Annotated in this window: 18 protein-coding genes and 1 tRNA gene; 3 read left to right on the top strand and 16 right to left on the bottom strand. The window is 54.1% G+C overall.

Translation table 11 applies throughout. The features are described 5' to 3' along the window. Positions 1-23 precede the first annotated feature (23 nt). Entirely contained in the window at positions 24-2,237 is a 2,214-nt protein-coding gene (locus Q0816_RS10595) for an NADP-dependent isocitrate dehydrogenase (RefSeq protein WP_298850179.1), read from the top strand. 490 nt (positions 2,238-2,727) lie between these two features. Here the strand turns inward: Q0816_RS10595 and Q0816_RS10590 are convergent, their stop codons facing one another. The 13 genes from Q0816_RS10590 to Q0816_RS10530 all read right to left on the bottom strand — a co-directional run bounded on the left by Q0816_RS10590 (position 2,728) and on the right by Q0816_RS10530 (position 19,880). Then, a complete protein-coding gene (locus tag Q0816_RS10590; RefSeq protein ID WP_298850178.1) occupies positions 2,728-3,690 on the bottom strand; it encodes a glycosyltransferase family 2 protein in 963 nt (320 codons plus the stop codon). Between the two features lie 268 nt (positions 3,691-3,958). After that, a complete protein-coding gene (locus Q0816_RS10585; protein ID WP_298850177.1) occupies positions 3,959-5,068 on the bottom strand; it encodes a transporter substrate-binding domain-containing protein in 1,110 nt (369 codons plus the stop codon). Between the two features lie 45 nt (positions 5,069-5,113). Then, positions 5,114-6,376: a transporter substrate-binding domain-containing protein gene (locus Q0816_RS10580; protein WP_298850176.1), complete on the bottom strand. Its 1,263-nt coding sequence runs from the start codon at positions 6,374-6,376 to the stop codon at positions 5,114-5,116. A 21-nt stretch (positions 6,377-6,397) separates the two neighbouring features. After that, positions 6,398-7,180, bottom strand: a complete 783-nt coding sequence (locus Q0816_RS10575; RefSeq protein WP_298850175.1) for a protein phosphatase 2C domain-containing protein — start codon at positions 7,178-7,180, stop codon at positions 6,398-6,400. A 3-nt stretch (positions 7,181-7,183) separates the two neighbouring features. Further along, on the bottom strand, positions 7,184-8,200 hold the full coding sequence (locus tag Q0816_RS10570; RefSeq protein WP_298850174.1) for an FHA domain-containing protein: 1,017 nt from the start codon (positions 8,198-8,200) through the stop codon (positions 7,184-7,186). 201 nt (positions 8,201-8,401) lie between these two features. Then, the gene (locus Q0816_RS10565; protein ID WP_298850173.1) at positions 8,402-10,588 is read right to left on the bottom strand and encodes a protein kinase; all 2,187 of its coding nucleotides are present in this window, start codon (positions 10,586-10,588) and stop codon (positions 8,402-8,404) included. 340 nt (positions 10,589-10,928) lie between these two features. After that, positions 10,929-12,215 (bottom strand): dynamin family protein, encoded by a 1,287-nt coding sequence (locus tag Q0816_RS10560; RefSeq protein ID WP_298850171.1) that lies wholly within the window; start codon positions 12,213-12,215, stop codon positions 10,929-10,931. Next, positions 12,212-14,254: a dynamin family protein gene (locus Q0816_RS10555; RefSeq protein ID WP_298850169.1), complete on the bottom strand. Its 2,043-nt coding sequence runs from the start codon at positions 14,252-14,254 to the stop codon at positions 12,212-12,214. Before Q0816_RS10555 ends, Q0816_RS10560 begins: the two co-directional genes overlap by 4 nt. Positions 14,255-14,322: 68 nt before the next feature. Then, positions 14,323-15,195, bottom strand: coding sequence for a hypothetical protein (locus Q0816_RS10550; protein ID WP_298850168.1), 873 nt, complete (start codon positions 15,193-15,195; stop codon positions 14,323-14,325). A 23-nt stretch (positions 15,196-15,218) separates the two neighbouring features. Next, a complete protein-coding gene (locus Q0816_RS10545; protein ID WP_298850166.1) occupies positions 15,219-15,548 on the bottom strand; it encodes a hypothetical protein in 330 nt (109 codons plus the stop codon). A 124-nt stretch (positions 15,549-15,672) separates the two neighbouring features. Next, positions 15,673-17,433, bottom strand: coding sequence for a dynamin family protein (locus tag Q0816_RS10540; RefSeq protein WP_298850164.1), 1,761 nt, complete (start codon positions 17,431-17,433; stop codon positions 15,673-15,675). Between the two features lie 9 nt (positions 17,434-17,442). Further along, complete coding sequence (locus Q0816_RS10535) at positions 17,443-19,455, bottom strand: dynamin family protein (RefSeq protein ID WP_298850162.1); 2,013 nt, start codon at positions 19,453-19,455, stop codon at positions 17,443-17,445. 2 nt (positions 19,456-19,457) lie between these two features. Beyond that, positions 19,458-19,880, bottom strand: a complete 423-nt coding sequence (locus Q0816_RS10530; protein ID WP_298850160.1) for a hypothetical protein — start codon at positions 19,878-19,880, stop codon at positions 19,458-19,460. Between the two features lie 841 nt (positions 19,881-20,721). Here Q0816_RS10530 and Q0816_RS10525 point away from each other — a divergent pair. Beyond that, positions 20,722-20,806: transfer RNA gene (locus Q0816_RS10525), tRNA-Leu, on the top strand. 78 nt (positions 20,807-20,884) lie between these two features. Here Q0816_RS10525 and Q0816_RS10520 read toward each other — a convergent pair. The 3 genes from Q0816_RS10520 to Q0816_RS10510 all read right to left on the bottom strand — a co-directional run bounded on the left by Q0816_RS10520 (position 20,885) and on the right by Q0816_RS10510 (position 22,664). Continuing rightward, the gene (locus Q0816_RS10520; RefSeq protein ID WP_298850158.1) at positions 20,885-21,070 is read right to left on the bottom strand and encodes a hypothetical protein; all 186 of its coding nucleotides are present in this window, start codon (positions 21,068-21,070) and stop codon (positions 20,885-20,887) included. Between the two features lie 215 nt (positions 21,071-21,285). Then, positions 21,286-21,846, bottom strand: a complete 561-nt coding sequence (locus Q0816_RS10515; protein WP_298850156.1) for a hypothetical protein — start codon at positions 21,844-21,846, stop codon at positions 21,286-21,288. Next, positions 21,846-22,664 (bottom strand): hypothetical protein, encoded by an 819-nt coding sequence (locus Q0816_RS10510; protein ID WP_298850154.1) that lies wholly within the window; start codon positions 22,662-22,664, stop codon positions 21,846-21,848. Before Q0816_RS10510 ends, Q0816_RS10515 begins: the two co-directional genes overlap by 1 nt. Before the next feature lie 101 nt (positions 22,665-22,765). On the opposite strand from Q0816_RS10510, the gene Q0816_RS10505 reads away from it, so the two are divergent. Then, complete coding sequence (locus Q0816_RS10505; protein WP_298850153.1) at positions 22,766-22,957, top strand: hypothetical protein; 192 nt, start codon at positions 22,766-22,768, stop codon at positions 22,955-22,957. Positions 22,958-23,108 lie beyond the last annotated feature (151 nt).

Here is a 23,108-nt window from a genome sequence, read left to right as displayed (position 1 = left end):
AAGGCTTAAAAAGGTAAAAGAATATGGCAGATAAATCGAACTTCGACATATTGTATACCATTGTAGACGAAGCGCCCGAACTGGCCAGCGCCTCGTTTCTGCCCATCATTCGCAAGTTCGCTTCGGCTGCTGGTGTGAGTGTCGGAACCAAGGATATCTCGTTGGCTGGCCGTATCCTTGCGACCTTCCCGGAAAACCTGACCGACGATCAGCGCATCACTGATGATCTGGCTGCGCTGGGTGAACTGGTGAAGACGCCCGACGCCAACGTGATCAAGCTTCCGAACATCTCAGCCTCGGTCCCGCAGCTGGTCGCGGCGATCGAAGAGCTTCAGTCGCAGGGCTATGACATCCCCACCTATCCCGAAGAGCCTTCGACGGATGAAGAAAAGGCGACCCGCGCGCGGTATGACGCCATCAAGGGTTCTGCCGTGAACCCGGTGCTGCGCGAAGGCAACAGCGACCGTCGAGCGGCCAAGGCCGTCAAGAACTACGCTCAGAAGAACCCGCATTCGATGGGTGCCTGGGCTTCTGACAGCAAAACCAAAGTGTCGTCGATGACGGGCAATGATTTCTATGCTAATGAGAAATCGGGCACCATCACAGCAGCACAGGCGGGCGATGCCAAGATCGAATTCGTTGGCAAAGACGGCAGTGTGAGCGTCCTGAAAAACGGCTGGACGCTGGACGAAGGCACAGTGGCCGATGCAACATTCATGTCGGTCAAAGCGCTGTCGTCTTTCCTGACGGATGCCATCGAAGATACCAAAAAAGACGGCACTATGTTCTCGCTGCACATGAAAGCCACGATGATGAAGGTCAGTGACCCGATCATCTTCGGCTATGCGGTCAAGGCATGGCTGGCTCCGGTGTTCGAGAAATACGGTGCGGAGCTGGACGCTCTGGGTGTGAACCCGAACTCTGGTCTGGGAGACTTGCTGGATCGCGTTCAGGGTAATGCGGACATCATGGCCGCGATAGACGCGATCAAAGGCGACCGTCCGGCGATGTACATGGTCGACAGCGACAAAGGTATCACCAACCTGCACGTACCGTCGGATGTGATCATCGACGCTTCGATGCCTGCCGTGATCCGCGCTGGGGGCAAGGGCTGGGACGAGGCCGGTGCCAAGGGAGACACCAACTGCGTCATCCCCGACCGTTGCTATGCAACCGTCTATGACGAGTCGATCAACTTCTTCAAAGCCAATGGCGCGTTGAACCCTGCGACCGCAGGCGCTGTCGCCAATGTCGGTCTGATGGCGCAGAAGGCTGAGGAATATGGCTCACACCCGACCACATTCCAGGCCCCTGCTGACGGCTCGATCCGCATTGTTCTGGCCAATGGCGAGACACTGCATAGCCATGATGTGGAAGAAGGTGATATTTGGCGGTCTTGCACTGTCAAAAAGGCACCGATCGAAAACTGGATTCAGCTGGCTCTGGACCGCCAACGCCTGACCGGTTCCGAGGCGATCTTCTGGCTGGACGCAAACCGCGCCCATGACGCCGAACTGATTGCATACGTCAAACCGACGCTTGAGGTCGCTGACGCGGCTGACAAGTTCCGGATCATGGCCCCTCGCGAGGCCACTCGTCAATCGCTGGAGACCATCACAGCCGGTAATGATTCGATCGCCATCACCGGCAACGTGCTGCGGGACTATCTCACCGATCTGTTTCCGATCCTCGAACTGGGCACCTCGGCCAAGATGCTGTCTATCGTCAAGCTCATGAATGGTGGTGGCCTGTTCGAAACCGGGGCAGGGGGATCGGCCCCGAAACACGTGCAGCAACTGGTTGAGGAAAGCCACCTGCGCTGGGATTCGATGGGTGAGTTCTGTGCTTTGGGTGAGTCTCTGAACTTCCTGGCCGACAGCAAAGGCAACGCGAAAGCAGGTGTTCTTGGGGCCGCGGCCGAAACGGCAACTCAGGGCATTCTGGACAACAACCGTTCGCCCAGCCGTAAAGTCGGCCAACCTGATAACCGCGACAGCCACTACTGGTTCGCACGGTATTGGGCCGAAGCTCTGGCTGCACAATCTGATGATGCCGAGCTGGCGGCAGAGTTTGCACCATTGGCCGCCGAGCTGGCGGGCAAGGAAGAGCAAATCTTGTCGGAGCTGGCCGCCGCTCAGGGACCGGCTGCGGACTTGGGTGGTTATTATCACACCGACCCAGCCAAAACTGCAGCCGTGATGCGCCCCAGCACCACGCTCAATGCGATCATTGGCTAGAAGCGGTGAACGGACAGGCGAATGTCGCCCGTTCGAGAAGGCAAGAAGGGACCGCCGTTGTGCGGTCCTTTTTTTCCAGAAACGGTGAGATGACTTAAAAGCACGCAGAGATCGCCAATATCTCAGCTTTACTTCCTATGTTCTGTGTCGCGATTTTGTTGTCAGAAATGATACCTGACGAAAGAGTTGGATGGGTCGAAAAAATAATCCAATACTTTTCAAATGCTTAGGCAATAAATTTAAAATTTACGGGATTCCCCTAATAGCGCGTAACTTCAGCCTGCCTTAGTTATGTGGAGACAAAGAATTTCACTGGTGAGGCCTTAGGGCTATATCACTCACTCAGAAAATGGCCAGCATTTGGGGTGCTGGCCATTTACATTTTTCAGTCTGGAGAAGTCTTCTGATAGGTCATCTTGTTCATTCGCTGACGAATGAAATAGCAAGATTGCTTGTTTGTCTGAAAGAAAGCCGTAATACGCTTTTCTAGTTAACCGAACCGACGGGTTTCAGTTTTTACAAGCGACGGTTGCATTTGTTTGACCGCCGACGCAGCTACACCTTTATGCCGCAAATACGAAAGGCGTCGTGCTTCCCGCCGCGCCTGAGCCAGAGAGTCCAGAATCAGTGCGCAGACAATTGACAGCATGGTTGCGACAAACCCGGATACTGCCACGACAACAGACGGGATTCTATCAACAAGCCCTGTCACCAAGAATTCCCTAAAGACAGACACAAACACGAAAAGCGATGGCAAAAATATCAGGAAGGCCAATGACAGGAAAAACGCGACGGGTTTTTCGTCCTTGATCAACAGACCAATCATTTTGAGAATTCGCCAACCATCCGAGAAAGTTGCCAATTTGGAATTCGAGTTCGGTAAACGTGAAGAGTATTTTGTTTGTATCTCACCGATTGGCATTCGCATCTGCATCGCGTGAACTGTCAGCTCTGTCTCAATTTCAAAGCCGTTCGAAACGGCAGGGAAGCTTTTGACAAAGCGCCTGCTAAAAACACGATATCCAGACAACAAATCACTAATTTTACTTTTGAAAAAGAACTTCACAAGTCCGCTGAACAAGGCGTTCCCGAATTTGTGGCCGCGCCGATAAGCCTCGGTTTCTTCATTCACCCGCGCGCCGTTAACCATATCCAGATTCTGTGAAACAAGCAGGTCGATAAGTTCGGGTGCCGCCGTGCTGTCGTAGGTCGCATCCCCGTCAGCCATGACATAGACATCCGCATCCACGTCAGCAAACATCCTGCGGACAACGTTGCCTTTGCCCTGAAATGTTTCGGAATAGACAAGCGCCCCTGCTTCTTGCGCAATTCTGACGGAGTCGTCTGTAGAGTTGTTATCAAACACGTAAATTACGGCATCTGGCAGGGCTTCTCGGAATTGCCGAACGGTTTCGCCAATGGCGATTGCCTCATTGTAGCAAGGCAAAATCACGGCGATCTCCAGATCCAAACGTTGAATCTGCGTCAGCGAACTTTTTTGAAGATCGAAGGCACCCTGTATCATATGTAAATCACGCTCTTTCAGCAGCAAAAATTGAAAGATGGTAGTGCTCAAGGTTAGAAAGTGCTGCGTATATGAGGCCTTTGTGAAGCAGATAGGAGGCCAAAATTTGTCAACTCAAGAAAACTTTGATTTCCCGCAAGCAAAAAAAAGGGGCCGATCGAAGAACCGGCCCCAGAGTTTCAGCTGAACCGAGGGATCAGTTCGAAGCTGCCATCAGTTTTTCATTGTGTTCACGCAGCGTGTCAGAAACGACCGCATACCATTCACCGGATTCGCGCATTTCGTTCAGGCCTTTGTTCAACATCGCCAGATATTGTTTGCCAAACGGATTGCTGCGATGGCTGATAAAGCGCAGCGAAGACAGCGAAGTCACGAATGGGTTTTCGACCAGATCGTTCTGGTTCAGGCCCATTTCAACCATGGTGTCCGAGAACAGCTGAACCTCGAAGGTTGCAACATCCGCAGTGCCTGTCAGTACCGCATCAAGACATTCGCGCGCGGTGATCGGTTGCATTAATGTTATGGATTCACCATTGTGCAAACCTTCTTGTTCCAGGTCATGAATGAACCAACCATCCATACGGCAGATCGTGGCGCCTTTCAGCTCTTCAAAAGTGGTCGCACCAGCATAGTCGCTTTCTGGAATGGTATAGAAGCCGACCACGATGTCATAGACCGGAACCGATGCATCGAACTGCGTGCAGCGCACTTCGGTTTCCCATGACCACTCATATGTGCGGTTTGTGCAATCCGGCATGTTCCATGCCATGGAAACGTCGAAGGCACCAAGCGGCAGAAGGGTTTCGAGGTGCGAGTTCCAGTCATCCACAAAGCTGACAGAATAATCACGCGCGTTTCCACCACGCTGCAACGCTGTGGTGCCCAGGCGTGTGATTGCGCCGCCACCGTTCAGCGATTCGTCCGCAAAAGGTGCCCAGCCATTGCCGGTTACCAACTTGATTGGCGGCTGGTAGACGCTTGAGCGTTTGACGCTGGCCGCGCGCTGTTCTTCGGCCTGGATGATTTCCTGTGCGCTCTGACCATTTGGCAGGCTTCCATCTTCACAAGGCAGGGCCAGAACCAAACCCGGCTCAAGCGCGTTGGGGTTCGTAATTTCGTTCCGGTTCGCGTTGAAGATCGGCTGATAGTTCGACGTGCCGTACGCAGCAATCGCAATGGTCGCCATCGTGTCACCGTCTTGTACGGTATAGTTGGTACAAGCTTCCTGTGCCGCAGCAGCGCCTGCGCTCAGTGCGGTGATAGCGGTTGCCGAAAGCGCTATCTTTTTCATTTTCTCGTTAAACATGTCCACTTCCTCCAGACTTTTAGTTTGTCAGGCCAAACCGGGGCCTTATCCATTTTCCATTTGATGACGCAGGGCGGTTGACACGATGTCACGCCATTCGCCCGATTGTTGCATGATCGCCAGACCCTGATTCAGCGTTTCAAGGATCGCTTCCCCATCAGGATTATCTTTGTGAGTCATGACGTTAAGCGACTTAATGGCCGCCAGGTTGGGGTTTTCGATAATCCGGTGTTGATACCCAAGCCGGTCGATTGCTTCGGCCGCCAGATGCGCTTCGATTGCTACAATATCAGCGGTGCCTTCCATCACGGCATGAAAGCAATCGTCCGGTGAAGTTGGCCGCATGAGTTTGATAACCGGTTCGTAAAGGCTTACCGCGTCCATATGGGACAACGACCAGCCTTCCGGACGGCAAATCGTTGCGCCGGCGAAATCGGCATAGGTCAGTGTCTGCTCGTATCCTGAACCGTCACGAGCGAAGAAGGTATCCACGACCTCATAGAACGGGTTTGAGAAGTTGTAGGTTTCGCACCGATTACGATCACTTTCCGACAGTGCTGCGGCTTCCTCGCAATTGGGACGCGACCAAGGAAAGGTTCCATCAAATGCAAGCGTTGGCATTAACAAATCCAGATGCGATGACCAGTCATTCACAAACTGAATTTTGTAGGCCTGTTCAGGAGCGGCGCGAAACATCGCCGTCTCAACCAGATTTGTATAAAGACCCCGGTTCGGCAACGATTCATCTGTAAACGGAGCGTAGTCCCCACCGGTGATCAGCAGCAATTGACGGTCACGGATTTCAGGCCGTTCTCCGGTTCCTGCGTTCCGGATCAAAGCCGCAGCTTCCGACCGGGCGGCTTCAATCTCTTCCTTCGCTGCCGCCCGTGCTGCGACAACGGCCTCTTCACTCGCCTTCTTTGCTTCAGCTTCCGCGGCCACCACGCGGGCTTCCGCGTCGGCTACTGCTTTTTCAGCACGTTCTTCTGCGGCCTTCACCAGCTCTGACGCCATTTCGGCTGCCAGCCGCTCTGCTTCGGTATCTGCAAGAACCGGAGCACGTCCGACATCTTCAAGACACGGTAGTTCCAGAACATCACCGACACGGATGATATTGGGGTTAGAGCCGATAACATCCCTGTTCGCGTCAAAAATGATACGGAAATCCTCGGTCGCATAAACCTCGATTGCCAATTCCCGCAGGCTGTCGCCGCGCTGAATTTCATAGCTTGAACACGCCTCTTGCGCCGACGCTGCGCCTGTTGCGGCAGCAAGGGCAAGGCTTGATATGAATAAGTGCTTTCTCATGGGTCCTGTTGCTTTGCCTGTTTAGGTTCTTGTGAGTTTCGCGACTGCGATCGACAGATTGTCTTGATCGGGATCGCCCTTGCTCTGCACGGCCCGCTGCACGGCCTCGGCTATGTCTTGAGCCAAGCCCTGTTGATGATCGCGCAGAATGGATTGAATTTCGGCGTCGCTGATATACTGTAACCCGTCACTTCCAAGGATCAGGACGTCGGAAGGTGACACGATCAATGGGTCTTCCGGACAATCCACTTTTGGAATTGCGCCACCCATGACGACTGAGGTTAGTTGATTTGAATCCATATCCCGAGCTTCGGCTTCAGTGATCTCCCCCGAAGCCACTTTTGCGTCGATCACGGGCGCCATCGAGTGATCTTCGTTAACCTGTGTCAGTTCTCCGTCGCGAAACAGGTAAAGAGGGCTGTCACCGATCGAAATCCAATACACACGCTGCCCCAAAAGAAGGACGCCCAACATGGTTGATCCCATGTTGAAACCTTTGCCCTGTGCCTCGTTATGGCTGGCAATCGCGGCATTAGCCTGCATGGCGGCCAAAGGTAGCGCATCAATTATGGCTCCTTCGCTCCGGGTTTCTGCTTCAAGCTCGGCGTCCAGCGCGTCGCGCCAGGCCGCGATCACCATCTCCGATGCAACTTCACCGGCGTCGTGACCTCCCATACCGTCGGCAATCACAACATACCCCGCATCCGACGCGTCGAACATGCGAGCCGCAATCGCGTCTTCCTGCGTTTCCCGCTGACCCTGATTCAGGATCAGCGCAACGTCGTATGCCGGTGTTGCCAGCATCTATCAGGAATCCCGCCAATCAAATCCATCATCGCAAAATGCCATGAACCGAATGGACGTTTCACTGATGCGGATCAGATCTCCGTTGGACAGAGCCACCGTGCTGAGCACAGGTTTGCCGTTCAAGCGTACAAGATTTGCCTTGCCACCATGCCCCAGATAGCATTTACGGTCTTCCGGATCGTATGCGATCACCGCATGGTTAGAACGTGAAATTCCGGTATCGCCAAAGTCCATCTGGATGGCCTGGTCGTCATTACGACCAATCTGCATCAGGCCTTCAGTCAACGTTATGCTTGCGCCGCGCCCCGGACCCGCCGTGACAACCAGCCAACCCACGGGGTAGCTCTCTTGTGCGGCTTCCGTTTTTGCTACGGGTTCTGTTGTTTCGATCAGATCTTGTACATGAGTATCCGCACGTTCAAAGCCCAGGAAGGTCGTTTTGACCCGCGAACGGCGATCTTCAGGAGGGGCAGGTTGAACCTGTTCCGCCACCGGTTCAACGATCACTTCGACTTGCGTCGGTTCTTGCACCGGGGTTTCCGCGATCTCAACTTCAGAGACTTCCGGCTCGGTCGTTTCAGGCACAACCTCCGTAGGTTCTTCGTACAACGGTGTTTCCACAGGTGCTTCGGTCACATGCAAGGTGACAACCTGTTCGACCTCAACCGGTTCTTCGATGGGCTCTGCCGTCAAAACTTCTGTCGGTGTATCATCTTCTTCGGAGCTGCCCTCAGCGAAGATCGACTCCACTGGTTCTTCCGCACTTTCGGCCTCGGCCTTGTCGAACTCGGGCATTTTCTCTTCGGGGATCAGCTCATCCGTTTCCTCATAGGATTCGGACGTCATGTTCCCACCCGCCAATGCGGCACGCAGTGCGTTGAAATCCGCAATTGGCTCCTGCTTTTCTTCTTCGGTCGCGGGGCCGTCTACTGCGGTTGTGTTCTCAGCAACATCTTCTTCTTTGGATTTGCCGGCACCTTCGAGAAGCCGGCTCAGAGGGCTTTTGTATTTGAACATGGTGTCGACACCTTCGAATTATTGGCACAGATAGACTGTGCCGTGGGCTGCAACTTTCTCTGTGCATCAACACAGAGACACTCAATGGTTACTCATGGAAACTGGTACATTCTGCGGCGGGCCGGTTCCCGCCGGAGTGGCAAAAAAAGGACGCCACCCTCAACAAACACACACTGGCAAATCACATACGAACCGGTCAGATCACTCCTGTGCAAGCTGCATTATCGCAGCCGTCTCGGCCCCGTTGCGCAACACTGTCAAATTTGCTTCGGGTTGCTCGTTTGAAACAAGTGCGGCCAGCGTCTCATCAAGACTTTCCGAGCTATCAAATGTCGCGCCGGTTTGGTCTTCGCTCAGCAGAACATCCCCCTTCTGCAGATTTCCCGCCGCTTCCACCGGAACCGCGTTCACCTTTGTTTGCCATCCGCCGTCACCATCGCTGCTGACGGTAAAGGCGTAGCCGTTTTCCAAACCCACTGACCGCATGACGGGAAGGGCCAGAAGACCGTTTTGCGCCCGGGTTTGACCCAGCGGGCGATAGCGGGCCGCAACCCGGGTGAACCCGTCGGAGTCGACGTTCAAATTGTCCAGAACCTGTGCGGCGAAGGGCGCGTCCTGACGTACCGGCTTGCCATTCAGGGTAAAGATGACTGCGCCACGCTGCACCCAATCACCAATCACGCTCATGTCTTGGTCAGCGTCCACCCCTGTAACCGCAATTGTGGCACCGGTTGACCCGCGACGGCGGGAAGTCTGGAATGGGATCTCGACATCCCAGTGGGTAAAGGACACTTGCTGATCCGCCGGAACCCCGGCGTCTGCAATAGCTTCGGTTGCAGGCTCTTCGATCTCCGGTTCTGCAGCAACATCAGAAGCGACCGCCAATTGCGATTGAACCTCAGAAGGTTCAGTGTCTGCGGAGGCTGTTTCTGTGGCAGCTGGCTCCGCAGGTACTGGTAATGCCCGCTCGACAGGCTCTTCTGGTTTAGCTTCAGGCGCGGCAGCCACTTCAGGCTCCGGCTCGAGTGTCTCTGTGGCGGAAGTCTCCGTGACGGCCGACCCTGCCTCTGCGGATTGCACTTCCGCTGCGGGCTGCACAACAGGTGTCTCTGCCTGTTTTTCAGCCTTGTCGCCGGACATCACAAGGAAACCACCAGCGGCCAAAGCAACTGCAACAACCGCCACTCCGGCGACGAGCTTGCCACTGCCACCTGAACCGCTCTGGACGACGGTATCCACAGCTACAGCAGGTTCTTCTTTCGCTGAGATTTTGGCCAGGTCGTCATCTTTTTTGTCGTCGTTGCCAAGAACAATATCTGAATTCCCTGCCAAAAGGGCAGTCACGACCGCTTCTGCGTTTTCACTCTCTGCTTTGATCCGGGCCCTTTCTTCCTCTTTGTCCTTCCGGTCCATACCAACAATCACGGACACTGGACGATACGCAAAAGTATCGAACATGACGCCAGGCCCACGGAACATGCGCAACCAGTCCAATGCGGATTGCAGACGATCCGTTGCGTGTACTTCCATTGCTCTGTCGATCGCTTCCAGGAACCCCTTGGGGTATCCTTCGAAACGGCCAGCCAAAGGCGTGTAGGGGTCATCCTGGCCATTGTTGAATGCGTTCAGCCGGGTTTGGCCGTCGATTGGCCGCTCGCCACTGATTGCGTGATAAAGAGTAGCTGCCAGAACATAGAGGTCACTGCTGGGGCCTTGATCGGCGCCGCGAACATAGAATTCGTGCGGTGAGTATCCATCCTTGATGACACGCAGGGTGAGCAGAGCCGCCGACTTGTTTGCTGCTTGTTCACGCGCGGCCCCGAAATCGATCAGAACCGGATCTCCGTTTTCATCAATCAGGATGTTGTCCGGCGAAATGTCCCGGTGCAACATGCCACTTTGGTGAATGAACGAAACCGCAGACAGCATCTTTTCGGTGACCTGAACGATGAAATTAGGGCCCCCGTCGTTTTCCGGGTTTTCGACGTAGTCCAACAGATCGCAACCGCGGATCAAATCCATTGCGATATATGCTGTGTCGTTGTCTTCGAACACCTGATGCACATCGACAATGTTCGGATGTACCAGACGCGCATGATTGCGTGCTTCTTGAATGAACAGATCAATGATGGCGCGCAAGTCGTCCTTGTAGGAGGGGTCATTCGGCTCGACCAGATCACCGTTGCGGCGACACAGCGCACCGGGGAAGCACTCTTTGATCACAACGTCACGCTCCAGGCTGTCGCGCGCCAGATAGGTGATCCCAAATCCACCGTTGCTAAGATAGCGGAGAATTTCATATTGCCCGCGCAACAGTTTTGCGCCTGGCTGCAATCCCTCGATTTTTGGTTCGTCGTGCGTCGCACCGACAGCCTGGTTGTGGCTCATTTCATTCCGCCCGTTCTTTTCATTTTGCGGCTTAGAAAAATCGGGCCGACAGCCCACGAACTCACAACCAAAACAACCGCAGGACACTTGAGAACGGTTAGACGTTTCAAATTTGACTTTAATGGGGCCGCCTGATGGCTTCACTATGGACTGAATTTTTGAAAACGGCACATATTGTGCTAGGCGCCCATTGATAAGCTAGATATTGATTTGCAACGTGAAGAAATTGAAAACTGAACCGCCAATTTTGGTCACTTGGTATACGAATTCGAAACAATAAAGGGCCGATTCCTCGACCCTTCGAATCGCTGCAATGCAGCTCAATCTTGACGGGAAAGCGTCAGGTTCCGGTTTTGGGCTGCGCCGCTGCAACAGTGCTACCGGCCCATGCAAGGTTGTCACCCAACTGCGCCAGAATGCTGATTGCGTCCTTCAAAGGGGTATCCCCGCTTTCGAATTGTAACAGCAGCAACAAGTCGGTCGCCTTTTCGAACTCAGCTGGAATCCAATCAGCATCAGGGTCGATTTCGCCACCTTGCTCAAGCCGTTCCGCGAAGTCTTCTACTATCTCCTGGCAACTTTGCAAAAAAGCTGCTGGCTCGATGTCAGAGGTTTCACGCAAGTCTTCGTAGATGCTTGCAATCGCGGCCAGCCAGTCTTCGAGAATGGGATTGTTCAGCAGGGGCAGGGCAGAACCCAGCGTTGACTGCATAGATGAAGCGTCATTTGAAGCAGGCTCTGGCTCAGGGCCGTGTAGTGCCTCAAGGTAAGGCCGGAATTCCTGCTGCAAATCCCTCCGAGCGGCGTCAAGATCGCTGTGCCGTCGGTTAGACGCCGCCTCCAGGACATGCTCTGCAAGGTTTTGGCCACCGCAGGTTTCCCAAAGCGCAAAGTCAGGTTCGGGTTCCTGTGCCATGGCACGCACCGCGACCGGAGTACCAATTGGCACAACAGCGCGGAACAATCCTTCTTTTTCCTTGTTCAGCCGTGCAAGGACACGATCCAATGCGCCTTGAACGGGCGGCAGGTCGGCATGAGTGACAGCCAACAGGCTATTGGCTCGCAACTCTGATGGAACCTGAGACCACAGATGACGCTCTGTCTCTCGCCAGGCATTCGTTCCGTTGGTGCACCAGATGGCACAATCGACGAATTTCAAAAGATCCAACGTAGGCTTGTAAGTATCATCCAGAGCACCCGACCCCGGAAGGTCAAATAACGAGATCTCCTTCAGCGCGGGTGTGTTGATACCAACCGAGATGAAATCCGGTTCATCCGCAGCCGCTTTTTCAAGCGCGATCCCTGAATAGGTCTTTGGTTCCTTGTCCCACCAGCCGACAATTGTTTCGGGCGTGTCCGCATAGGCCACGATCACAAGCGGCAGTTTCAAATGCTGCGGGCCAGTCGGAAGAATATCCGCACCAGCCAGCATATTGGCCAGACTCGATTTCCCAGCGCCAAATTCTCCCGCGAAACCGATATTGACCGCATTTGACAGACGTTCGGCATGGGCCAGAGCCCGTGCGCGCATATCCTCTAACGCCGCGTCAGACGGCAGGTTTTCAGTCGCGGTCAGGAAACGCTCTAACTGGCGCACTTCCTGTTCGGTTCCGGGAAATTCAATCATTCCGCAGCCTTTGCTTGTCTTTCATCGGCATTGCTTGTTCCAAGGACAGTCTCCAGCTCATCTGCAATACGGCGAGCCCGGTCGAATGCGCTTTGCGCTTTGGCCTGAGCGTTTAATTCACCTGCGCCTGATCGATGCTCGAGATGACCTGCCAGCAGCGCCACATAGTGATCCAGAACCGTGTTCAGCCGTTCCAGTAGATTGTCACGCGTGGTGTCGATCAGATCATCGCCAATCAGTTCGAATTCCTGCACGATCATTCGTTCGGCTCGCGCCACAACGCTGTTGCGAGAGATCAGGCGCGAAAGCCAGTTTACACGCAATTCGACCGTAATGCCACGGGTCAGCGCCGTGGTGTCCGGGCGGAACCAGCGCACGGCGCTGGTGTTCATGCGATTGTCGACCGGCTCTTGCCACCCGGGCAAAGCCCGCAAAGCAGCATTGCTTTGCATGTCGATCGCGTAAAGCTCGCTCAGCATGCGCTGTCGAACCACTTGCGATGCCCCTTGAACCAATTCCCGCATACGTTCGCGCAACGGGGTAAAGTTCAGCTCGGTTTCACTGCCCTTTGCCAGCAGTGGTGATTGACCATCTGGCCCGCGCACGACGACAGAGACGGATTCAGCAACAGTGTCATCCATGACCCCGCGCAGATTTGACAGGACATCATCCATGTCACGGGTGATCTCTTGCATCTTGTCTGCAACCAGTTTGCGCAATTCACCAAGCGTCTTGTCGCTTTCATCTGCACACCGGACATCTGAGCCGTCTTCCTCTTGCAGAGCACGCAAATGTACCTGGGATCGCTCAAGCTCTCCTCGCGCGAAACTGTCGAGATGCTGCCAAGCCATCCGCAATTGTTCATTGATAGGCCCGTCCGTCAAAGCCTGAGTAACATGACGGCGCAAATCCGGCAGGCCGGACGCGATCATCGCGGCAAAACGCAGAACCGCTTCACGACTGATCGGTCCCGGGCCTTGTTTGATTTCGGCCACACCGCTCAGGTATTGCCGCATCTGCTCCGGGTGCGCGCGCAACCAAGCAAGAACATGGTCGTGGTTCAGTCCGGTCTCGTCACCGGTGAGTGCATAATGCGCCCATTGGGCGCTGCCCATAAGAACGTCGATATTCGAGTTGCCTAACGCTTTCTCAAGCCCGTCCAGAACATCCAGACGAATTTTGGCCGCGTCCTCGGCCCCTCCTCCCAGTTCATCCACGCGATTGATAAATACAACGATCTGCCCGAGCTCCAGCGCCTGCATCAACCGAAACAGCTTCAGATCTGCGCGCGACAGTGCTTGATGCGCAGACAGGACCACCACGAAAAAATCGGATTCCTTCAAATACTGCCGCGAAATCTCTTCGCGGATCAGCAGCGGGTCATTTACGCCGGGTGTGTCCGTGACCGTCAGTGGAAAAGGGAAATGGCCGATGTCAAAATAGACTTCAGCCTTGCGTGTGATATCACAGTAGAGCCCCCGGTCACTGCCGGGATCCATGGTTCCGTCTTCGGCAGGATCATCCCCGGCACATACGTAGCGGGCCAGATCATCCGATGTCAGTTCGTCAAGGTCATGGTGTTGCCCCAGTAGCTGTTCATAGCTGTCGCCAAGACGCCGACGCGCTCGGATTTTCATGGCCTCGACCTGTTCTTCGATCATCTCGCGCTTGTAGCTGTCCTCGTCATCCGGGAACATGTTGCGCAGATCTTCACCCTCGGCGATCAATGACTGCCATTGGTGGTTATCGAAGAAGTGGAATTCGGCACCCTCCGTCCGACCGGACGGATGCCCGAAATGCATATCGGTGATTACCGTCGTCCACGGGTTCACATCCGACGGCAGGTATTCCGCCTGACCTGTAAACCCGTTTATCAGACGCGATTTGCCTGCCTTTATTTGCCCGACAAAGGCAATCGACGGTTTCAGATTGTCTAGATCACCTATGATACGGGAAATGAACTGACGGGTTTCATCATTGCTCGTCTCGTTCATGTCTTCTGCGATGCGAATAAGCTCGCGGCGATGTATTTCACTCATTACTCGTTACCCTGGCTACAAAATTAAACACATTGAATTAGTCGAAAATTTGAATGCTACGGAGGCAATCATTTCTGTGGCTCCTGCAAAGACGTCCACAGGTTTACAACTGCCCCCAATTTGCGGGCGTCGTGAACGGCCACCGCAATCTGATTACTGTCGCTCAATACAGCCAACCCAGCGCCTTTGCCTCCCGTGGGCCTCATGACGATCAACTGCGGGCCTTCAAACTCTTCCCGCGTATCGTCGACCCAACCTGCAAGATCAGCAGCGAAACGTGTTAACATGTCCTGATCTGGATGCACTCTTTCGGACGGCTTGCACATACCTTCAAAAAGCGGTGCAGTATTCATCGTATTATCCGCCAGGATACGGCCTGTGGTGAAACGGCCGGCTCCGTCAAAAAACTGTCGCGCCAAGGTCACGGCGTCATCGGATGACACCACTGGGTCAGGGACGTTTTCGGAAAGTTCTTCGGCGGTCGGAACGACAGAAATGATCGGCTCGGTCGAAAGCTCTATGGCCGTACAGGCATTTTCGATTTCACTGAACGTGAGTCCAACATCATCCGCTTCTAGCGTTGTGTTCGGTTTACCGGACATCAACTCAAGCGGGGCAGGGGCAGCGGATATGTCGGAAACCAAACCGGCCAGTTTCTCGATCAGCTCGACACGTGCCTCTGTTTCAAAGTCCGGGATCTGCCCTGTCGGCACAGTAAATACATCCGTGATCCGAGAGCTGTTCACCTCAATAGCAAGGCAATCCCCATTTGCCGCAGTGAATTCCAGACGGCGAGGCAAAACCGTGCCGCGGATAGCGTGCAGTACAGCGGTCCGACGGGCCGTTGCAGTTTCTCCTGCGATCGTCACAGCCGGTGAAAGCCGGGCGACCGAAGATCGCCCGATATCTTCGAGCATTCCGAGAATGTCAGTATCCATCATGCCGTGACCCCCTCTGGTCCCGTTCAAACTGCAGCCGTGACCGGCCCCAGACTGAGATGTGATTTCGTGAGCGCCAGCCCGACATTCGCGCTGTTGCGACAGATATAGCAGACCACATGATCAGGATATTCCCTGGTCCGCAAAAAGATGTTCAGCCGATCCTTCGAAAAAACTGCGATTTCCCCAAACCCAGCATTTTCTTCGTCGGCATTTCCAACCTGACGCAAGAGTGCGTCAAAAGCGGCGACCCCGCGCCCCTGAAAAAGATTAGCAACAGCAATTGCCAAGGTATCCAAAGACTCCGCGCAGTCAGGATCAGAGAGGCTGCTGCCTAATAGCATCCCTGTTTCCATATCGACATACCCGGCTGCGATACAGTCGGGTATTGTTTCGATGGCGGTGGTTAATGCATCCTGGATAGGCATCTAATTCCTTGTTTTACCTTACTGTTTAGCCACTATTCCAATTCGGAAAGGCCTACAATACATGCCATTCCGCGCCACTGTTTTCTTTGGCTTTCGGAATGGACTGATGAACTTCCTTAGTTTGTTTTGCGCTGTGCTCAATGGCGATCTGGTCAAACTCGGCCAGAAAGGCCTTGAACACATTCTTAAGCCCGTCTGCATCCTGAGGCAGGTCTTCGTTCTTTGAAATTTCCTGCCACATGTCCGACGCGCTGAGCGTCGAACCTCCAGCAACTTCAGGCAGATCACCAAGCGCGTCGAGATTGATTTCCACTGCATCAATCTGCTCGGAGCCCGCAGCTTCAATCAAGCCGTTGGTCTCTGGTTCGGGCTCATAGTCGTCAGCGCCGTTTAGAGGTTGAGCAGCCATCAGAGCAGTAATCGAGGAAACCGAGACTTCGATGCCATGATCTTCCGGTTTGTCGTTTTGCTCGGGCAGATTGTCCGCCGTGTCCAGCTTTGCCGGAGTCTCTTGCAAGGTTGTGTTCAGCGAGGCAAGCACGTCATCAGAACTGTCAACGGCCGCAAGAGGCGGACGATCGTTTTTGGTATCGTCTAGATCACTCAGCGCGTCGTCGATATCATCCTCAAGGTTTGCGTCGCCCAACAAGTCAAACTCATCTACGTCTTCCTCTAGGCCAGCAACCTTTGCCAGCTCCAAAGGATCATTCGAGGTGTCTTTGAAGAAAGCACGCAGATCATCGCCGGTATCGGGCTCATCGGGCATCGTTTCCGGTTCCGAAGCCATCTCTGCACGCAACCGGTCAGCCTCTTCCGCGTTGATGCGCACCCGCTCAGCCTCGTCAGAGCGCCGCTCAACTCGTGCAGGTCTGACCGGGAAGCTGGTAACGACGGCTGCGTCTTCAATAGTCGACTGCCCGTCGGCCTCCAGCGGATTTACCAATCTCAGTGGTGCAGCTTCTGGTTGGTCCGCCTGCACTACCGGCTCGTCTGACGATCGGGCAGGGCGTTTAGGCTTAATTTGGGGTGCGTCGGTCTCGGTTTTGTCGATCTGGTACCGCGCCAGCTGATCAGCGCGGTTGTCCATAATCTGTTCCGTAATTTCCAGAAAGCTGTCGATCATCTTGCCGCCGCCGCTGCGCGACCACATTTCGGCGTCACCTGTCTTGTCCCGGGCTGTAATCGCGTCGCGAGCAGAGAACAGGATGGACCGGTTGAAGAAGTGTCCAGCTTCACGGTTAACACGGCGTAGTACTTTTTGGCGGTCTTTGAGGCTCAATGCATCGGCTCGTGTCACCAAAAGTAGGGAATTGTGCTGCAAACGCTCGGGCAAGGAAACCCATGTCGCACGCTCGGTTTCGCGCCAGGCCTGGGTGGCGTGGGTACACCACAAGACACCATTTGCCTGACCTACTGCGCGTTGCCAGACATCCGTCGAGATTTTAGGGTCCGAAATGCCCGGCGTATCGATCAGATCGACGGCTTCCAGAATATCGGCCTCGAGGAAGATACGAATGAACTGAGCGTCATTGACGCCAACAGTTTCAAGCTGATCCAACTCGATAAGCTCAATGCTCCCGTCATGTCGCTTGATATAAGGCGATTGATTGCCCCAGCTGAACCATACAGGTGGCAATTGGGTCGCTGTTACCTGCGTCGGCAAAGTCTGCGTTCGCAGCAAAAAGTTCATCAGCGTAGACTTGCCTGCGCTGAATTCGCCCATCAAAGCAAATACCGGCTTGCGGCGGGACCACTGCTCGATGCGTTCCCATGCCTTCGGAGAAACAAAGCGTGTTTGTGTATCTTTTGCCATTTTTTCTACTTATGCCGCTTCGTTGCTTAGGTCTTTCAGGATGTCGCCCAGAATCTCGTCCCGGGACTTTTGAGGTTGTAAACCTGCCATTGCTGCTGCGGTCTGGCCTGCATTTTTGTCCGCTGACGATGAGATGCTCAGCAGAGTTTCCTTCTGCTCCCGCATGAAATCCGTCAGAATTGCGCGAACGTTCTCCAGTACAGCTGCAATTTGGTTTTCCTCGATATCCTTGGTGATCGAATTCGCCTCGGACGCGATCAGGCGCGTGTAGTCCGCAGCATAGGCCTCAAAGCCCTTTCGCCTTTGCCACCAGCGCCGCCACCAGGTGCTTTGCAGGTCCAGGGCGATTGTCCGGCCGATGCCCAGCGGTGGTGGCACACGGGGAACAATGGGCGCCTCGATGCTGAATTCGCCAAGATGGTTGCCAAGGATCTTTTGATATAGCGCTTCCACATCCGCAGCAGCAGTCGCGTACAACGCTCCGGCATCTTTGCGCATGGCGCGGGCAAAGCTGAAATAAGCGGCCTTTTGCAAGGTCCGCAAACCCGCTGGGTCGTATTGCCAGGTGCCTTGTTCGCCATTCTTCTCGAGATGCGCAATCAAAGAGTCTGTTGCGCGTTTGACAAAACTGGCCTCGGCAGAATTCAGACGTTCCAGCACCTTGTCACGCAGGGCATTTGTCAGGTCGGCGGCTTTCTTTTCATATTCCGTAGACATGGTCGCAATTGCTTCTTCAGGCGACACGCCGTCCAGATCCCGAGCGACCCCTTCACCTTCAGACAGATGCTTGGCGACTGCGGTCGCGCGGATCTGGCTGGCAATGTTGCGGGCCCGGTGACGAACGCGGTCCATCAGTCGAGCTCCGGAACCTTCAGCAATACGTTCGTTCATGGCCAGCAAGAGATCCGGCAGACCCGAAAGCGCCCAGATCTTATCAAGCGAGGGTGCCTGATCACCAAATCCGGCGGCCAGGTAGAAGGTGTTCAGTGCCTGACGCGATTCTTCGGTTAGGATATCCGGATTCCCGGTCAACGCCGCTTCGGCCCAGAGGGCGCTGCCAAACACGACACTGGTATTAGTGTCGATATTGTTCTGTTTCAGAGTATCCTGAATGCGGTCGCGGATTTCCGGAACTTGATTCACCGGATCGGACAGCTCGTCAATCCGGTTGACGAACAAGATGATCTGTCGATTCTCGAACTGCGCGATGATGCGCATCAGGGCCATGTCCATGGTCGTCAGGGCTTGGCTTGCTGCCAATACCACAACACAAACCTCGGAACCACGCAGGCTGCGCAGAGTGATTTGTTCACGTACCATGAACGTATCGTTGACACCCGGCGTATCGCAAAGTTTCAGCGCGACGGGATACTGCGGAATGTCCATGAACAGCTCTGCCGACTTTGTCACATCGGCGAAGCGGCCTGTTTTGCGATCGATATCCGGATCATCTTCATCGCCCAGGCAGACATACCGCTGAATCAACTCTTCATCGAAATGATCATATTGATGGCTTTGGCCAAGGATCAGGTCAAAGTGTTTGCCAAGGCGTTCCTCGGACTTGGCCTTCATCTCACCAATCTGACGGCGAATGTCCTCCATCTCATCATCTGCACCTGAGCGGTTGGCCAACTCACCCAGACGACCGCCGCCAACCATCAGGTTGTCCCATTCTTCCTGCTCAAAGAAGGTGAACTTTGCCTTGGTATCACCCGGCGGGCGCGTATTGATGTTCAGGGTTGTCACTACCGACGTCCACGGGTTGACGTCCGATGGCAGCAGGGCAGGGTGCCCTGCGAGGATGTTGACGATCGAGGATTTTCCGGCCTTCACCTGACCAACCATAGTGACACTGGCGGTAAAGTTCTCCATCCGCGTCTTAAGTGTGGCCAGACGTGCCGAGGAGCGCGCATCAGCCACCTCAGTCAATTGATCGATCTGTGCCGTCAACGAAGACATGGCTGAAGTCATCGGTGCCAGCGCTTCGTTGCCCACAGACAAAAGGTGATCGTTGCGCGCCATGCTTAACCTCCGGTTCCCGTTGCAGCAATCTGGGGCACATGCGCAACACGGCTCACCGGAATGCTTGTAAGGGTGTCAATACGTGCGATCAGATCCAGGGCATTGCCCAGAATATCGGCCTCTGCTCGGGGTGAAATGGTTTCGTAAGATATGGAATCCGCCAGCACTTCAATCGAGCTGAAACGGTCTCCGTTCTCCAAGCATGCGACACGACGCCCGGTTGGGAAGCCTTCGGATTTGGCGACCGGTAAAGGCATACGTGCGTTTGCCAGCAGGTAATGTTCACCCGAATGAGTGCGGAGCGAAATACCAAAGCCGGTGTTCGGATGGTCGTGATTCAGAGTCTTGAGCTCACCTAGGAAGCTCTCACGAGCGAAGAAGACAGCTTCTTGCTCGGCGGCAGCGGATGGATTCAGATCGGTCACAACAGAAAGCCTTGTACTGGAGTTGAGCAGGAAACTCGCACAGATGCCAAAGTGGCAAAAAAGACTCATTAACTCCTGTCAAACAACAAGGACCTTCAAGGCGGTGTTATTTTGGCGCGAATAAGATTTTTTGGCGGTTGAATTGTGGCAGCTTTGTGATGGCTCCAATCTAGGAAAGCCTCAACCTTTGCGGGAATTATAGGAGATGTTCGTGTTTTGCGGTGACGAGCGAAGAGATTTGAGCGGTAGACCCGATAAAATACCCGATTCCGATAAGCCGCAAGTTTTCTGAGGCAATACCGGCTGTGATCGAGGTCGTTCTTCGATTGTCACTGTTATCTTTTATTTATTTTACAACTACTTAAGGGTTTCTTCAGGAGACTTCTGGCGCATGCACCTTTGCGGTGATCATGCCAGACGGCACCAATTGATCGCCATGAGGATGGCAAAATGGATCCAACTTGCTCAATTGTTGATCCTACATTTCGTCGATTTTATTGTTTGCCCAGGAGTGACCCAGCCTTCGACTTGGGTGTTTACTCAACGTAAGCGCGTTGTCTCATCTGACTGGCAGATCGGGTTTTGTTTTGCAAGAAATTGGAGAAATACTGCAGATCAACGCTTTCGATTACCTTTAAAACCGGGTCTGAAAAGACTTTGCGCGATATTCGATCAACTACCCTTAAACCACTTTATGACGCATTCACACCTGCAACATGAAGCCTCGCCAAGGGGAACTTCTCGACAGGAAATAAACTTCGTTTCCGTCGAATTTTACCTCTCGCACTCGGCAGCAAGCTTTGTTATTGAACGCTTCATTCCAGCGCGAAAGCGCAGGGTCGCGGGTGTGGCGAAATTGGTAGACGCACCAGATTTAGGTTCTGGCGCCGCAAGGCGTGGGGGTTCAAGTCCCTCCACCCGCACCAAAATAGTTGTATAACTAATTGTTTTATATCGCTTTAGCATATGAGTGATTTCTACAGCCCCCCAATTAGCCCTCCAGATCAATCATCACTGGGCTCGCGCCCCTCGATCCAGTCGCACACCTCTGACACTTTTAAAAATGACTTGCCAGCCCGCTTGTGAATCCTGATTTCGTCTCGCGCCACTGCCCGATACAAGGTTTGCCAGGACAGCGAGAAGAACTTCTGAGAAACCGTGATCGGGACATAGATTGCTTCGTCGCTCACGCTCAGCTTCATTTGTTTTGTGAGTGGATGAAACGATTTGCAGACCTCTATGCACGTGGTTGGTAGCCTGATCTGAATGTTCCTGGCTGATTGTTGGTGTACGACTGGCCTCAGTTCCATCGGGATTATGGTTTCAGGTGCCGGTGGTCTGTAGCCAAATGCGTTTTGGGGCCGCGTCCCAAGTCAGTGGAAAGAACCGTAGCCAGTAGTGCCGACTAATCAGATTCCAAGTTTATATTGCCGAATCTATCCTGTGAAACCTTGAGCGAAAACGGCTGCTCGTCGATCTCTTGTTGGCGCTGGAGCCGCGCCCTGACTACTTGGGCTTCGTCATTATTGCCGTCGCGTTCTAGCTCACTCGCCATGGTGGCGAGCAGCATCTGCCGTTGCTGAGGAAGATATGCCGACTGCAACCCGCGTTCGTAAAGTTCGATATTTTCCTCTGACCGGCCTTCCTTGTCGTTGAGTTGGCTGAGCTTGATCAGCGCCTGTAGTTCCTGTGGTGAGCCGTTGAGCTGCGCATAATGCTGGATCGAGCGTTCCAGAAAGCTACGCGCAAGCTCGGGTGAATCGCGGGTTTCGACCGCGAGGTCATAACGTTCCTCGAAAAGTTGCCCGCGTTTAGAGTATTGCTGGACATGGCTAGTGTTTTCTAGAACCTCGTCAAGCATCTGTTTCGCAGCCTCTAGGTCATGTTTGGACTTTAGGTCATCCAGGACGTTGGTCGCGGCGATTAGGTAGCCCTTGAAATTCTTGCGCGCCAACAGAGCCTGCATCAACTCAGCACAGCGCGCGCCGTCGATCTTACCGGACTTTTTCTTAATGACCTGTTCAATGTGGAGCGCGATTCCGTGTACCGCATCCTCGCGCCCATGCTGCCGCGCCATCTCTTTCGCACGGCCATAGATTTAATGGCGCGTTCGTAATCCCCGTTTGCTTCTAGTGCGATGCCGAGAGAATTGAAATAAGAGAAGTTACCAGGGTTGGAGCCGAGTAGCGCGATGGCTGCTTCGAGAATGCCTATGGCCTTGGGCGCCATCCCCTTACCGAAGGCCGCCACCAGCATATCTGCATAGGATGCCTTGATCACTGGGCTGTCGCCACCGCGCAACAATCGCGGGATACAGTTTATGGCGGCGTTTGCCTTTTCGATTGCGTCGAGCGCTTCCATCGGTTCGTTCACGTCACTATAGACTTGGCTGATGTTCTTCCAGATCGCTGCCCGCGTGCCGTGGTCGAGCCGACGCAGGAGGCTGTCGGCCTCCATCAACATATCGAGCGCTTGCTGAGCCGCTCCCGTTCGCAAGAGGACGTGCGCCTGATTGCGCAGGCCCTCGATCCGCTGGCTTCGGCGGCGTAGATTCGTGCCGTAGGATTCCTGCAGCTCGGCCGCCATTAACGCAAACATCGGCGTCATCATCGGGGCGGCGATCTTATAATGAGCGTCGAAAAAGACTATAAGGTGTTTCGAGGCGAGCCGGTCGTAGGCATTGCTTTTGCGCTCGACCGCCTCTCGCGACAGCGCCGAAACGCAGCCGTAAAGTGAGTGCATCACGCAGATCGTGAAGGCATCGTCAGTGCCCTCTTGTGCCACGCGGTACTGCGCATAGTCGCGCCACAGCGACCGCCCCGCGAGCATCTGGCTCAGGCGACTCCGCAAAGTTCGTCATGAAGGACTTAGGCGGAAACATCGTAGTGAATTCCAACGCTGTGTCGCTTGATCAAGGGCAAAACAGTTTGACCTACGCCTGGTCCACCGGCGACACAGCTCTTGCAGGGATTTTCCTTGCTGAAGTCGAGGTTACCTTGGCGGCTGGTGGAAAAACCACAATCCCGAACGAAGGGTACTACAAAATCCACATTGATGCCGATTTGGACGGCGCTTAATCCCGGCGCCGGGGTGCGGCGCATAGAGCGAAAGGAGGACAGTCCTGCGTTAACATCCAAAATTCCGTTGGTTTTTTCCTTACCCGGCCCTTGTGGTCGGGCTTTTTTGTTTTTGGGAACATAGTATTAACAAACTTACAGAATCCAATTT

It is taken from the genome of uncultured Ruegeria sp. (assembly GCF_947497005.1).
Lineage (GTDB): Bacteria > Pseudomonadota > Alphaproteobacteria > Rhodobacterales > Rhodobacteraceae > Ruegeria.
Note: the sequence above shows the minus strand (reverse complement) of the source record. Positions and strands in the feature narration are given on the sequence as shown.